Genomic DNA, 14,319 nt, shown 5'->3' with positions numbered 1-14,319 from the left:
AGTACGCCATGTCCATCATCAGCTACCTGCACGTCGTGATGACGACGCGTCTGGCCGAGCTGCGCCGCGACGGCGAGCGCGGCGACAGCCCGGTGCCGACCGCGGTGATCATCTTCGGTCTGGTCTTCGTGGCGACCATCGTCACCGGCCTGGCCCTGGGCAAGGCCAACGACTGGATGAAGGCCATCCCGAACCACACGAACCCGAAGTAGCCGGCGTGCGCCGAGTCGCGTTCCCGAGGTGGCGCCGGGTGATGGCCGACGCCCGGCGCGCCACCTCGCGGCCGGCGACCGGGAGCGGGGAGCCAACCCGGTGGAGCTGGCGGTGGTGATGCCGCTGATCCTGGTGCTGCTCTTCGCGTCGCTCCAGGTCGCGGCCGTCTTCCTGGCCCGCTCCACGGCGTTGAACGCCGCGCAGAGCGGGGTCAACGCCCAGCGGCTGTACGACGCTCCGGACGACGCCGGGGTCGCCAGCGCCACCCGCTTCCTGAACGCCACCGGCGGCTGGCTGGTGGGCTGGGCAAAGACCGGCCCAAGCTGCGTGACCACCGACACCGAGGTGACCTGCACGGTGCGCGGCCGGTCCCTGTCGGTGGTGCCCGGCGTGGACTTCGCGGTGCGGCAGACCGCGCACGGGACAGTGGAACGGGTGACCACGCCATGAGCCGCGGCGTCGAGCGGGGCTCGGTCTCCATCGAGGTGGCGGTGCTCGCACCCGCGTTCATCGCGCTGATGGTGCTGGCCGGCGTGGCCGGGCGTAGCGCGGTGGCGGCGGAGGCGATCGACGCCGCCGCGCACGACGCGGCCCGCGCCGCCTCGATCTCCCGGAATGCCGACACCGCGCGGACCGCGGCGCGGGAGGCCGCCCGCAAACAGCTGGACTGGCACGGGCTGGCCTGCAGCAACGACCTCGACCCGACGTTCACCGGTTCGGTCGCCGGCAGGTCCACCAGCTTCGACGCCGCCTTCAGCAGCCCGCTCGGTGCAGACGCCACGGTGACGGTGGAGATCAGTTGCCTGGTGTCGTTCAAGGACATCTCGCTGAGCGTCGTGCCCGGTATGCCGACCGACAACCGGATCACCGCGGACTTCACCTCTCCGCTGGACCGCTACCGGAGCCGGCAGTGACCGCGTTCGCTCCCCGGCCTCCGCACACCGGTGAGCACGGCCGGGTCAGCATCTTCCTGGCGGTGGCGATGACCGGCGTACTGGCCATCGTGGGCCTCTCCTTCGACGGCGCCGGGCAGCTGCGCACCCTGCAACGTTCCGACAAACTGGCCGCCGAGGCGGCCCGGGCCGGTGGGCAGGCCATCGACCGGGCCACCGCGATCGAGGGCGGGCCGACGCGGCTCAACCGGCCGCAGGCCCGCGTCGCGGTCGCCAACTACCTGGCCGCCGCCGGCACCACCGGCCACACCGTGAGCTTCCCGGAAGTCGCCGGGGAGACCCTCGTCCGGGTTCGCGTCACGATCACCTACCGCCGTTCGATGCTCGGGCTGTTCGGCTTCGCCCGCACGGTCAGGGTCACCGGCGAGGCGACCGCGCGAGCCATCACCCGCGAGCCATCACCGCAGGAACCGTAGGAAGGAAGGCAGCCATGCCCGCATCGGGTGGGTCCGTCGTACGGCGGACCGGACGGATCCTCACCGGCTTTGGCGCGCTGATCGTGCTCTGTACGCTGCTGGCCGGCGCGCCGGTCGCGCTGCTCGCCTTCGCGGGCAACCCTCTGCCCGACCACCTGCCGAGCCTCGCCGAGGTGGGCACCGCGCTGACCAGCAGGGATGACGGCCAGCTCTTTCTGCGGGCGTTGGCGCTGGCCGGCTGGTTCGGCTGGGCCACGTTCGCATTCTCGGTCCTCGTCGAGCTGGTTGCACAAAGCGTGCGTCGGCCGGCGCCGAAGCTGCCCGGGATGAGCCGGCAGCAGAAGGCCGCCGCCGCCCTGGTCGGCTCGGTGGCGCTGATCCTCGCGGCCAGCCCGGCCGCCGCCAGCGCCGCCGCCGTCTACGCCGGCACGCCGTACGCCCACCCGGACTCGCCGGCCGTCGCCACCCTGGCCGGTCCGGCGTCGGCGTCGGCGTCGGCCGCGAGTGACGAGGCGTCTCCGGTGTACCGCGTGGCCCGGGGCGACTACCTCGGCGAGGTGGCCGAGCGTTACCTGGACGAGTTCGCCGACTACCGACGGCTGGCCGAGCTGAACCGGCTCGACGACCCGGACCGGATCCGTCCCGGCCAGTTGCTCCGATTGCCCGCCGAGGCCACCGACCAGGGTGCCCGCTCGCACGCCACCGGCCGGCTGGTCGCCCGGCCAGCGCCCAAGCCGCCAGCGCCCCGCCCGGCACCCGAGCGGGCCGCACCGGAGCGGGTGGCACCCACACCGCCCGGTGGTACGGAGTCCGCCGGTCAGCCTCCCGCGATGACCGTCGGCGCCGCCCGGCCCGGCGCTACCGACCCGGTCAACCGGCCGCTGGCGGTCTCCGCTGTGCTGGCCGTGGCGAGCATCGTCGGCGCCCAGATCGGCGCGGTGCTCGGGCTGCGCCGCCGTCCGGCCACCGCCGGTGCGGCCCCTCGGCTGGCCGCATCCACCCGCACGCCCCGGGGCGCCGCGGGCCGGAGCATCGGCAGCACAGCTGGGACCACGACCCGGGCCGCCCGCATCACCGCCGGACCGAGCGGCGGAATGGCACCGACCGGCGCGCCCGGGCGGGCCGGCGACGAGGGTTGGGGCGGCTACGACGAACACGGTGGCCTGCTGGCCGGCGGGCCCGGCCTGGACTCCGTTCCGGACGGACCGCAGGTTGGTCGGCACCGGCGCGGCTGACCGGCGCCCGCCCGTCCCGGTCGGTCCCCACCATGGTCGCCGCCGTGTGGCGGTCAAGCGACGGACTCCCGACGTCCGCCAGGTTGGTGGTCACGCCGGGCTGGCGGCACGTTGGGTCCCGAGAGCGTTATGCCTCACAGGTATAAATATGACTCTGAGGTATATCCGCTGAAAGCAACACCGTCCCCGCAGCGCGGACACAGGGCCAGGCGGCGCAGGGTGAGCAGCGATCGGCAACCCGGCAGCCTGGCCCGAGCGCCGGGCACCAGGCCCCGGGCGGATACCCGTTCGCCGGATGTCAGGGCAGGCGGGTCTGCAGCACGCCGTTCTCGATCCGGGTGGGCAGGATCTGCTGGTCGTTGCCGGACGGCCCCTGCACGACCTCGCCGCCGTTCAGCCGGAAGGCGCTGCCGTGCCACGGGCACACCACGCAGGCGTGGCCGCCGATCTCCTCCACCTCACCCTCGCCGAGCGGCCCGCTCTGGTGCGGGCAGCGTTCCAGCATCACGGTGACATCGTCACCGTGCCGGTAGAGGATCACCGAGACGTCGTCCACCTCGCGGGTGACCAGTGTGCGTTGCGGCAGCGCGGCCATGTCGACCAGCGAGTGCCAGCCGTCGCTAATCAGGTGCATCTCGGAGATGCTCTGGTTGACCTGCGCACCCTGCTTGTACGCCAGGTGACCGCCGATGTACGCACCGAGGCTCACGGCGGAGAGCCCGAGAAAGCCGAGGGTACGGCCGACGCCGTGCCGCCCGGACATCCGTGCGGCGAGCGAACCGGCGTAGAGCGTCACTCCCACGGTGTTCGCGACGGCGTGCACCAGGCCGACCCGGCGCTGGTCCCGGGAGAGTGCCGCCCAGTCGTTCAGCCCGGCGACCGCCGCCGGCAGCGCGCTGACGGTGCCCAGACCGACCAGCACGGTGGCGGGACGGCGCTGCCCGGGCATCAGGTCCAGCACCGCGGCGCTGATCCAGGCGCCCACCGGCACCTGCACCATCGCCGGATGCAGCGGATGCCCCAGCGTCACTCCGTGCAGCAGGTCCCGCAGCCGCCGCGGACGCAGCGTGCCGAGGACCGCCCGCTGGAGCCGGTCACCCACCCGGTCCAGCCTTGAATCCTGCTCAACTCTCGTCAATAGCGCTCGCACCCGTACCGACTTCCCGGCGAACGCGGTCGCAAACCGGTCGGCGGTGACAGACCTGCGGCGCGGCGGGCATGCTGGGCCGATGGGTGTACGGGTGGAACGCGCCGGGCCGGTGACGACAGTGGTGCTGGACCGACCGGCAGCCCGGAACGCCGTCGACGGGCCGACCGCGCGAGCCCTGGCCGACGCCTTTCGAGCCTTCGACGCCGACCCCGGCGCGGCGGTGGCCGTGCTCTGGGGTGCCGGCGGCACGTTCTGCGCCGGCGCCGACCTCAAGGCGATCGGCACGCCGAGCGGCAACCGGGTCGAGCCGGAGGGGGAAGGCCCGATGGGCCCGACCCGGATGGCGCTGAGCAAGCCGGTGATCGCGGCGATCTCCGGGTACGCGGTGGCGGGCGGCCTGGAGTTGGCGCTCTGGTGCGACCTGCGGGTCGCCGAGTCCGACGCGACGCTCGGCGTGTTCTGCCGCCGCTGGGGAGTGCCACTGATCGATGGCGGCACGGTCCGACTGCCCCGGCTGATCGGTGAGAGTCGTGCGATGGATCTGATCCTCACCGGCCGACCGGTGCCGGCCGATGAGGCGTACGCGATGGGGTTGGTCAATCGGCTTGTGGCGCCCGGCCAGGCGCGGGCCGCGGCCGAGGAGCTGGCGGCGGGGATCGCCCGGCACCCGCAGACCTGCCTGCGCAACGACCGGGCGGCGGTGCTGGCCGGAGCGGGCCAGCCCGAGTCGGAGGCGATGGCGACCGAGCTGGCGTACGGGATGGTCTCGCTGGCCACCGACGCGGAGGCCGGCGCAGCCCGGTTCGCCGCTGGTGCGGGCCGGCACGGCACGATGCCGCCGGGAGGGGGGAACCTCCCGGCGGCATCCGGTGCGGGCTAGATCAGTTGCGGTTGATGGTGAAGGTCGACGTGGTGTTGCGGATGTCCTGGTAGTTGTTGGTCAGCCGCAGGTTGTTGAAGGTGACCGAGCCGACCGCCGGGCCCTGACCGGGTTCCGGCATCTCGTTGGCCCAGATCGCGTAACCGGACTTCGCGTCGAACGCGTCACCGCTCTTACGGACGCCGCTGATCGAGACGTTGGTGAAGACCGTGTCGGTGATCGGGTTCTCCGGCTGCGGTCCGTTGTACTTGGTCTGGAACATGATCCCGGTGTACGTCGGGTCGACGATGTCCACGTCGGACACCCGGATGCCGCGGAACTCCTTCGAGGCGGAGAAGACCCAGATCGCGGGGAATGTCTGCGCTCCCCAGAAATGCCCACCCGCCCGGATCAGCGAGATGTTCTGGAACTGGGTCGGTGGGCTGGCGCCGAACCCGATGAACGGGTAGCCGAAGTCCAGTGAGCTGATGGTGAGCCCCGAGTACGTCAACATGTCCGCGATGTACAGGTTGCGGAAGATGTTGTTGTAGCCGCCGTAGACCGCCAGCCCGGCCGCCCGCCAGGTCAGCGTGGCCGAGAGGTTCTCGAACACGTTGCCATTGTTGGAGGTCGACGCACCCTGGTCGGTGGCCGAGAAGAGGGCGAACGCGTCATCGCCGTTGGACCTCCCCTCGGTGTTGGTGATCAGGTTGTTGGTGCTGCCGTTGGTCAGGTTCACACCGTCGGCGAAGGTGTTCCGGAAGCGGCTGTTGCGGATGGTCAACCCGCTGACGCTCACTCCCCAGTACGCGCAGACGGTGTGCTCGACCCAGACGCTGTCCAGGGTCATGTTGTCGACGTCCTTCAACTCGCCCCAGACCTTGCCCGGTCCGTCCTGCCGGACGGTGTAGTTGCCGAAGAAGGCGATGTGCGAGAAGGACGACCCGCTGGCGGAGGACTCCACCCGGAAGCCCGCATCGGTGTTCGACTGGCTCGTCGGCGTCTGGAAGCGGGTGTACCACATGCCCGCGCCGACCACCGAGATCGGCTTGCCGTACACCTGAAGCTTCTGCGCGGTCTCGTACGTGCCGGCCGGCAGGTAGACGCCGATCAGGTTGCCAGTGGTGTCCATCCGAACCGCGTCCAGCGCGTTCTGCACGTCCTGGTGGCTGAAACCGGTCGGCACCCGGTACCGCGCCGGGTCCGGGTTGGCGCGCGGCGCGACCAGCTCCAGGTTGACGAAGTCGATCGCGTACGTGGTGGTGTTGGCCGGGTCCTTCTGCAGACGGATCCTGCTGCCGGCCGGGATGGTCGAGTTCAACATCACGTTCGCCTCGTCGTACAGGTGCCGGGGCGGGCCGGCGCTCGGCGAGTCACTCGGGCTGGCCTCCGCGCCGTACAGCCAGATGTGCTTGGAGGTCAGGTTGATCGGCTTGTGCAGGGTGCCGTTGACGTAGATGTTCAGCGTCGAGTCGATGCCCCCGCCGCCCGGCGAGTCGGGGATGGAGAAGCGGGTGACCAGCGTGTTGGTCGCCGCCCGGGTGGTCCACTCGACGTACGAGCCGGTGCTGTTCAGGGTCACCGCACGACGTCCGGACGCCTCACCGCCGAGATTGCCGATGTCCCGGTTCGGCCCGACCTGCCCGGCGCCACCGCCGGTCGTGCCGTCCTCGGCCTCGTACATGTCGTAGCCGAGGTTGGCGCCGCGCCCCACGAAGAGCGGGCGGTCACTGGTGTTGTTGGTCTGCTTGACCGGCAGCTCGTTGCCGTCGGCGGCGAGCACCACCCGGACGGTGTACTTGCCGTTCGCGGCGGTCCAGGTGCCGAGACTGATCGGGCCGACCGTCGCCCCGGCGTTGATCACACCGGAGTACGAGCCGGTCAGGGTACGGACCACGGCGCCGGACTCGTTGAGCACGGTCAGGGTGACGCCGTGCGCGCCGGACGCGGACGCCTGGTTACCGGCGTTGCGGATCGAGACGGAGAAGTTCACCGTGCTGCCGGGGGGCGGGTTGCCCGGTGACCAGTCGACGGCCGAGGCGACCAGGTCGGAGCTGGCGACCGCGCTGACCACCAGCGGGCTGGGGTTGGTGTAGCTGTTGTTGGTGTCGTCCTGCTCGACGACGGTGTTCGACTCGTCGACCTTCGCGCTGAGCGGGTAGCTACCCGAGTCACGCGTGCCGATGGCGGCGCTGACCGTGGTCGAGGCGCCGGCGGACAGGCCGCCGACCGACGCGGTGCCGACCCGGGTGGCGCCCAGGTAGAAGTTGACGTTGGTGGCGCCGGAGGCCGCCGAGCCCGCGTTGCGCACGGTGGCCGAGAGCGTGATGGAGCTCGTCTCGACCGGCGCGGACGGGGTGAACGACATGCCGGTCACGGTCAGGTCCGGGTTCGGTGCCGGGGTGCCGATGACCTGGAACTCGGCCACCTGTCCGGCCGGGGCGCCGGTGTTCGAGGCGATCGAGAGCCGTACGTCGGCCGCCGCACCGGAGACCGGGATGGTCACCGTGTTGCCGCTGGCCGGGTTGAAGCTGTAGTTCGCCGCGCCGACCAGGGTGGTGAAGGTCGACGAGCCCTGGTCGCGGCCGAGCACGGTGATGTTCTGGGTACGCGCCCCCCAGGCCGCGTCCGGGTTCAGCTTCAGCACGATCTGGCTGAGGCTGGCGTTCGCGCCGAGCTGCACGGTCAGCGTGCTCGGGTTGCCGTTGCCCTCCCAGTAGGTGGCCACGTTGTTGTCGTTGGCGTTGGTGGCCACGAACGTGTGCACGTACCCGGAGGCGGTGATCGGCTTACCGACCGCCAGGTTGGTGCCGACCGGCGGGTTGCCGGTGCCGGTCCGGGTCACGGTGTTGCTGTTCGCCGACTGGTTGCCGGCCGCGTCCTTGGCCCGCACGTAGTAGGAGACCGTGGCGCTGTCCGGCTGGCTGTCGGTGTACGTCAGGGTCGAGGCGTTGACGCTGCCGCGCAGTCCGCCGTTGGCGTAGACGTCGTAGCCGGTCACCCCGACGTTGTCCGTGGACGCGGACCAGGTGAGCCGGATCTGCCCGCTCGAGGGCTGGGTGTACGAAAGGTTGCCGGGGACGCTGGGGGCCTGCGTGTCGGGGCTGCCGACGGCGCCGTAGACCTCGACCTCGGAGAACTGGGCGGCCGGCCAGCCGGTGTTGCCGGTGACCTGCACCCGCACGTAGCGGGTGCTGGCGGCGGTGAAGCTGACGGTCGCGGTGTTGCCGGTGGCCGGGTTGAACGTGTAGCCGGCCGACGCCTTCAGGGTGGAGAACGACGAGCCGTTGGTGGAGCCGAGCACCGACAGTGTCTGGGTGCGGGTCTGCCAGGCCGACGCGGGCGGCAGTTTGAGCACGACCCGGTCCACGCTGACCGTGGCGCCGAGGTCAGCCTGAATCCACTGCGGGAACGCGTTGTTGGCGCTCTCCCAGTAGGTGTCCGCGTTGCCGTCGTTGGCGTTGCCCGCCACGTAGTTCTGGTTGTGGGTGCTGGCGGTCATGGTGGCGGAGAGTCCGGCGAGCATGGCCACGCGCGCGGCGGCCGCGGACGGGTCGGCCACCGGTGCCGCGCTGGCCGTGGGGGTGACGACCGGGGCGGTGACGAGGAGCGTCCCGGCGAGTACGCCGGCGAGCAGCCGCCGGTGGCCGGTGCGGGTGGTTCGGGGGACGGAACTGGGCGCGCCGGTTGGCGGCGTGCCTCGTCTGGTGCCGTTACTGGACATGGGGTCGCTACACCTCTTTCGGGGGTGGGTGGGGTGTGGTGCCCGGAGCCGGTGCCCCCGCCCCGGCTGGGCGGGGCCGCCGACCTAGCTGGAGTGGACCTCGAACTCGCTGAGCTGACCGGCCGGCCAGCCGCTGTTGCCGGTGACGGTCAGCCGCAGGTACCGCTGGCTGGTCGGCGCGAACGTCACGGTGACCGTGTTGCCGCTGGCCGGGTTGAAGGTGTAGCCGGCGGACGCCTTCAGGGTGGTGAACGACGAGCCGTTGGCGGAGTTGAGCACCGACAGCGTCTGGGTGCGGGTCTGCCAGGCCGATGACGGCGGCAGCTTCAGCACGACCCGGGACACCGACCGGGCGGTTCCCAGGTCCACGGTCACCGACTGTGGGAACGCGTTGTTGGCGCTCTCCCAGTAGGTGCTCGGGTTGCCATCCACCACGTTCAGCGCGGCGTACACGTCGACGTGGCTGGTCTCGGTGACCGGCCGCCCGGCCGCCAGGTTGCCGGTGGGTGGCGGCGTGGTCGGGGGCGGAGTCGTCGGGGGCGGCGTCGTGGGCGGCGGCGTGGTGGGCGTGCCGCCGTACACCTCGACCTCGGAGAGCTGTGCGGCTGGCCAGCCCGTGTTGCCGGTGATGCTCACCCGGATGTAGCGGCGATCACCGGCGGGCAGGCCGATCGACACGCTGTTGCCCGTGCCGGGGTCGAAGACCCGGCCGGCGGAGGCGGCCAACGTGGCGTACGACGACCCGTCGGTGGAGCCGAGCACCGACAGGGTCTGGGTACGGCGCTCCCAGCCGGCGGGCAGCTTGAGCACCACCCGGTCGACCGACCGTGCCGAGCCCAGGTCGACGGTCACGGTCTGTGGGAAGGCGTTGTTGGCGCTCTCCCAGTAGGTGGCCGCGTTGCCGTCCACCGCGTTGCCCGCGGTGTAGCTCTGGTTGGTGCTGGTGGCGGTCGCCGGCCGGTTCAGCGCCAGGTTCCCCCCGGTGGGCGGTGGGGTGGTGGGTGGCGGAGTGGTGGGTGGCGGGGTGGTCGGCGGGGTGCTGGGTCCACCGCCCCACTGCGGGTCGGGCCACGGGCCGCAGTACGGGGTCGGGGTGTACCAGCCGGAGTTGCCGGCGCCCTGGGTGATCTGGAAGCCGCCGCCCACGCAGTTGTGGATCGGGTTGCTCTGCGCGATGTTGGTGGCCCGCACGTTGGTGAACGACACCTGGCTGGGCGCCTGCACCTGGAGGGCGTACGTGCCGGCGCCGTCGATCCGTACGTTGTTGAGGTTGATGCCATTGGTCTGGCCCTCGATCCAGTGCAGCGCCGCGTACGAGCTGTCCAGGATGTCGGTGTCGGTGATGTTGATGGTGGGCTGCTGGAACGCCTCGTTGAGCGCGGAGAACCAGACCGCCCCGACGCCGAAGTTCCAGTTGTAGTCCGAGTTGCCGTTGCGGATCAACGTGTTCCGGGCGATCGTCCAGGTGCCCTGGACTCCGGTGGCGCCCTGCACGCCGGGGTAGCGGTTGGCGACGTGGATGCCGCCACCGTTGGTCAGCGAGTCGGCCGTCACGTTGTCGGTGATCTTGATGTCCCGACCGCCGTAGCTGACCAGGTGGTTCGCCAGCAGGGTCACGCCGATGGTGTTGTGCGTGAAGGAGTTGTTGACGTTCGGCACGCTCTGCGCCCACATCGCGAGCGCGTCGTCGCCGGTGTTGCGGACGAAGGTGTTGGTCACCGTCGAGTTGGTCACGCCGGTGTGGAAGTTCACCCCGTCGGCGGTCTGGTCCAGGATCCGGCTGTTACGGATGGTGAAGTTGTCCATCGGGCCGTCCATCCAGGCCCCGACCTTGGTGTTCTCCAGCCAGAGGTTGTCCACCACCGAGTTGGTCATCGCCCCGCCCAGCGCGTTGACCTGGTCGTCGTCCACCCGTTCCCGGATGTCGCCGATGATGGCGAAGTCCCGCAGCGTCACGTTGCGACTCGGCCCGCCGGCCTCGTGCGGGCGGACCGCGCCGGTGTACCCACCGCCGGGGACGTACTTGCCGTAGATGCCGGCGGCCCGCTTGCGGTCGGTGGGGTGCCGGCCACCGAGCACCGAATACCACGGGCCGGCGCCGCGCAGGGTCACCCCGTCGACCACCACGTGGTCCCAGAGGGTGAAGGTGCCGGTCGGGATCCAGACCGCCCGGCCCTGGGCCTTCCCGGCGTCGACCGCCGCCTGGAACTTCGCGGTCGAGTCGGTCGCGCCGCTCGGGTCGGCGCCGAAGTCGGTGACCACGTCGAGCACACCGGTGGGCTTGTCGAGGGGCCCGCCGACCAGCTCGAAGTCGGCCAGGTCGATGGTGAAGCTGGGCGACTGGGCGGTCGAGGAGACCTGCAACCGGATCTTGGCGCCGGCCGGGTAGGTGCTGCCGAACATCGCCCGGGTCTCGTCGTAGAAGTGGTGCGGGTTGGTGTCGCCCGGGTTGTTGTTGAACGGGTAGCCGCCGTAGTACCAGCCGTACTTCGAGGTCACCGGAACCGACTTCAGCAGGTTCCCGTTGGCCCGCAGGTCGATGGCGGCGTCCCGGCCGGTGCCGGCCGGGCTGTCCGGCAGGCTGTGCCGGAAGGTGACCGCGTTGGCGGGGGCGGTGAGGGTGAACTCGACGTACTCGCCGACGGAGTCGAGGGTGACCGCCTCCCGGCCGGACGCCTCGGACGGCAGCGTGCCGTAGCGCCGGTCCGGGCCGATCTTCGTGCCGGTGTGGGCGGCCTTCTCGGCCTCGTGCTCGACGAACGGGACGGTGGCGCCCCGGCCGGGGATGTCGAAGGGGGACAGCCCGGCTGCCGAGGCCGGGGTCGCGGTGCCGGTGATCGCGAGGGCGGTCACCGATGTCGCGGCGAGCAGGGTGGCGACGATGGCGGCCAACGCTACCCGGGTCGGGTGTCGGAAATGGTGCGGGGTGCCGGTGGTGTGGTTGGCCATGAGCTGCGCTCTCCCTTTCGTCAGGCAGGCCAGATCCCCCCGTGTCCGTGCGGCGTGGCGTCCCCCGTTCCTCCTTCCTCCTCGTCGTCCGGCGCGGGGCCGGGATGGTGGTGTGGTGCCGGCGGCCGGGACGGGCCGCCGGCACCACGGCGATCAGGTCAGGCCAGGCCCGTCCGCCGCCCGCGGCTCGTCCGCAGGTTGGGCGGTACGCAGCCAGACGGCGGTGTCCGACGGCACCAGACCCTCGTCGAGCGGCCCGCTGGCCAGCAGCAGGTCCCCGTCGCCGGGCAGCGGCACCGGGGCGTCGGTGAGGTTGACCAGGCAGCGGAAGCCACCGCCACGGCTGAAGGCGAGCACGCCGTCCGGTGCGGGCAGCCAGCTCATCTCGCCGTCGCCGAGCGCCGGGTCGGCCCGCCGGATCTGGATCGCCGCCCGGTACAGCTCCAGCATCGAGGCGGCGTCGCCGGTCTGCGCCCGGGCCGTCCGGTCCTTCCAGTCGGCCGGCTGGGGCAGCCATGGCGTTGCGGCGCCGTCGGGGCTGAACTCGAACGGGGGCTCGTCACCGGCCCACGGCAGCGGCACGCGGCAGCCGTCCCGACCGGGGTCGACCCGGCCGGAGCGTTCCCACATCGGGTCCTGGCGCAGCGCGTACGGGATGTCCTCGACCTCCCAGAGCCCCAGCTCCTCACCCTGGTAGACGTAGGCGGCGCCGGGCAGCGACAGCGACAGCAGCGCGGCGGCCCTAGCGCGGCGGGTGCCCAACTCCAGGTCGGTGGGGGTCCCCTCGCGCTTGGCGGCGAAGCTGAACGTGGTGTCCGCCCGGCCGTAGCGGGTCACGTGCCGGGTGACGTCGTGGTTGGAGAGCACCCAGGTGGCCGGCGCGTTGACCGGCGCGTGCGCGCTCAGCGTCCCGTCGATGCTCTCGCGTAGGGCCGAGGCGTCCCAGGCGCAGCCGAGGAAGTCGAAGTTGAACGCGGCGTGCAGCTCGTCCGGGCGCAGGTAGTTGGCGAACCGCTGCCGATCCGGCAACCACACCTCACCGATCAGGGCCCGCTCGCCGGGGTACTCGTCGGCGACGCGCCGCCAGCCCCGGTAGATGTCGTGCACCCCGTCAAGGTCGTGGAACGGGTGCGGCAGGTCCGGGTGGACCTCGGGCAGCGTCCCGTCCTTGACCAGCAGCCCGGCCGAGTCGATCCGGATGCCGTCCACCCCCCGGTCGAACCAGAACCGCAGGATGTCCTCGAATTCGGCGCGCACCCTGGGGTGGTCCCAGTTGAAGTCCGGCTGCTCGGGGGCGAACAGGTGCAGGTACCAGTCGCCGGGGCTGCCGTCCGGGTTGGTGGTCCGGGTCCAGGTCGGGCCGCCGAACTCACCGACCCAGTCGGTGGGCCGCTGGTCGCCGTTCGGGCCCCGGCCGGGACGGAACCAGAACAGGTCCCGCTCCGGCGCGTCGGGCCCGCCGACGAGCGCGGCCTGGAACCAGGGGTGCACGTCCGAGCAGTGGTTGGGTACCACGTCGACGATGGTCCGGATGCCCAGCGCGTGTGCCTCCGAGATCAGCGCCTCCGCCTCGGCGAGCGTGCCGAAGACCGGGTCGATGTCGCGGTAGTCGGACACGTCGTAGCCGGCGTCGGCCATCGGGGAGGGGTACCAGGGACTGAACCAGATCGCGTCGATGCCGAGCGCGGACAGATGATTCAGCCGGGACCGGATACCGGCGATGTCGCCGATGCCGTCGCCGTTGCCGTCGGCGAAGCTACGCGGATACACCTGGTAGATCACCGCTCCACGCCACCACGGACTGCTGTCTGCTGTGGACACGAGCACCTGCTTTCTGTTTCAGTACGTCGGCGGGTTCGCCGGACCTGAGAGTGTGTCGGGCGAACGGCTGTTGTTCGCCACGGGAGGTTGCGCTGGTCGCTATCCCTTGAGGCTGCCTGTGGTCAGACCGGACATGATGTTCCGCTGGAAGATCAGGAAGACGATGACGGTCGGGACCGCGGCGATGACCGACGCGGCGATGACCACGTTCATGGGCGTACCACCCGCGAAGGCGTAGATGCCGACGCTGACGGTCCGGGTCTCCGGCGACGGCATGACCAGCTTCGGCCACAGGAAGTCCTTCCAGACGGCCGTCACGGCGAAGATCGACACTACGCCGAGGATGGGACGGGACATCGGCAGGATGATCGACCACAGCGTGCGCAGCGGCGTCGCCCCGTCCACCAGGGCCGCCGCCATCAGCTCCTCGGGGATCGAGTCGAAGAACCGCTTCAGCAGGAAGATGTTGAACGCGTTCGCGACCAGGGGCAGCCAGATCGCGAACGGCGAGTCGAGCAGGTTGATGTGCAGGATCGGCAGGTCGATCACGGTCACGTACTGCGGGACGATGAGCACCATCGCCGGAATCATCAGCGTCGCCAGCATCAGCGCGAGGATCACGTTGCCGAACATCGGCCGAAGCTTGGACAGGGAGTACGCGGCGGCGGTGTCGAGGACGAGCTGGAACACCACCGCGCCGGCGGCGTAGTAGAACGTGTTGAACAGCAGCTTGGCGAGGTCCAGGTTGTTCCAGGCGTCGATGTAGTTCTGCGGCTGCGGGTCCTTCGGGAACAGCGACGGCGGCGTCTGGGCGATCTCCTGGCCGGACTTGAGCGCGCCGGTGACCATCCAGTAGAGCGGCCCGAGGAAGACCAGCGTGAAGCCCACGACGACGACGGTGAGCAGAGCCCAGTAGATGAACCTGCCGCGCCCACGGCGGAGCTGCGCGTGAGAGATGAGGGTCCGGGTGCCGGAGTCCTGTGCCATGTCTCGCCCGTC

General features: G+C 71.0%; 10 protein-coding genes and 1 pseudogene. 6 read left to right on the top strand and 5 right to left on the bottom strand.

Annotated features, from left to right (window positions below):
• The first annotated feature begins 8 nt into the window (after positions 1-8).
• The 5 genes and pseudogenes from ABZU69_RS23855 to ABZU69_RS23835 form a co-directional block, all read left to right on the top strand.
• Positions 9-212, top strand: coding sequence for a hypothetical protein (locus ABZU69_RS23855; RefSeq protein WP_354966540.1), 204 nt, complete (start codon positions 9-11; stop codon positions 210-212).
• A 28-nt stretch (positions 213-240) separates the two neighbouring features.
• Complete coding sequence (locus tag ABZU69_RS23850) at positions 241-663, top strand: TadE family protein (RefSeq protein ID WP_354966539.1); 423 nt, start codon at positions 241-243, stop codon at positions 661-663.
• Complete coding sequence (locus tag ABZU69_RS23845; RefSeq protein ID WP_354966538.1) at positions 660-1,127, top strand: TadE/TadG family type IV pilus assembly protein; 468 nt, start codon at positions 660-662, stop codon at positions 1,125-1,127. The genes ABZU69_RS23850 and ABZU69_RS23845 overlap by 4 nt, the downstream gene beginning before the upstream one ends.
• Positions 1,128-1,195: 68 nt before the next feature.
• Positions 1,196-1,582 (top strand): hypothetical protein, encoded by a 387-nt coding sequence (locus tag ABZU69_RS23840; RefSeq protein WP_354966580.1) that lies wholly within the window; start codon positions 1,196-1,198, stop codon positions 1,580-1,582.
• Positions 1,583-1,596: 14 nt separating this feature from the next.
• Positions 1,597-2,550: pseudogene (locus ABZU69_RS23835) on the top strand (LysM domain-containing protein); the annotation flags it as partial.
• A gap of 565 nt (positions 2,551-3,115) precedes the next feature.
• On the opposite strand, the gene ABZU69_RS23830 reads toward ABZU69_RS23835, so the two are convergent.
• Positions 3,116-3,967, bottom strand: a complete 852-nt coding sequence (locus ABZU69_RS23830) for a Rieske 2Fe-2S domain-containing protein (RefSeq protein ID WP_354966537.1) — start codon at positions 3,965-3,967, stop codon at positions 3,116-3,118.
• A gap of 79 nt (positions 3,968-4,046) precedes the next feature.
• On the opposite strand from ABZU69_RS23830, the gene ABZU69_RS23825 reads away from it, so the two are divergent.
• Positions 4,047-4,847 (top strand): crotonase/enoyl-CoA hydratase family protein, encoded by an 801-nt coding sequence (locus ABZU69_RS23825; RefSeq protein ID WP_354966536.1) that lies wholly within the window; start codon positions 4,047-4,049, stop codon positions 4,845-4,847.
• Position 4,848: 1 nt separating this feature from the next.
• Here the strand turns inward: ABZU69_RS23825 and ABZU69_RS23820 are convergent, their stop codons facing one another.
• From ABZU69_RS23820 to ABZU69_RS23805, 4 genes are all read right to left on the bottom strand, one after another.
• Entirely contained in the window at positions 4,849-8,550 is a 3,702-nt protein-coding gene (locus ABZU69_RS23820) for a discoidin domain-containing protein (RefSeq protein WP_354966535.1), read from the bottom strand.
• An 84-nt stretch (positions 8,551-8,634) separates the two neighbouring features.
• Complete coding sequence (locus ABZU69_RS23815) at positions 8,635-11,499, bottom strand: discoidin domain-containing protein (RefSeq protein ID WP_354966534.1); 2,865 nt, start codon at positions 11,497-11,499, stop codon at positions 8,635-8,637.
• Positions 11,500-11,652: 153 nt separating this feature from the next.
• On the bottom strand, positions 11,653-13,320 hold the full coding sequence (locus tag ABZU69_RS23810) for a glycoside hydrolase family 13 protein (RefSeq protein WP_354966533.1): 1,668 nt from the start codon (positions 13,318-13,320) through the stop codon (positions 11,653-11,655).
• A gap of 99 nt (positions 13,321-13,419) precedes the next feature.
• Positions 13,420-14,307: a carbohydrate ABC transporter permease gene (locus ABZU69_RS23805; RefSeq protein WP_354966532.1), complete on the bottom strand. Its 888-nt coding sequence runs from the start codon at positions 14,305-14,307 to the stop codon at positions 13,420-13,422.
• Between the last annotated feature and the right edge of the window lie 12 nt (positions 14,308-14,319).

The organism is Micromonospora sp. NPDC005206, from assembly GCF_040608175.1.
Classification (GTDB): Bacteria; Actinomycetota; Actinomycetes; order Mycobacteriales; family Micromonosporaceae; genus Micromonospora.
The sequence above is the reverse complement of the archived record's forward strand: the minus strand, read 5'-3'. Positions and strand labels throughout refer to the sequence as shown.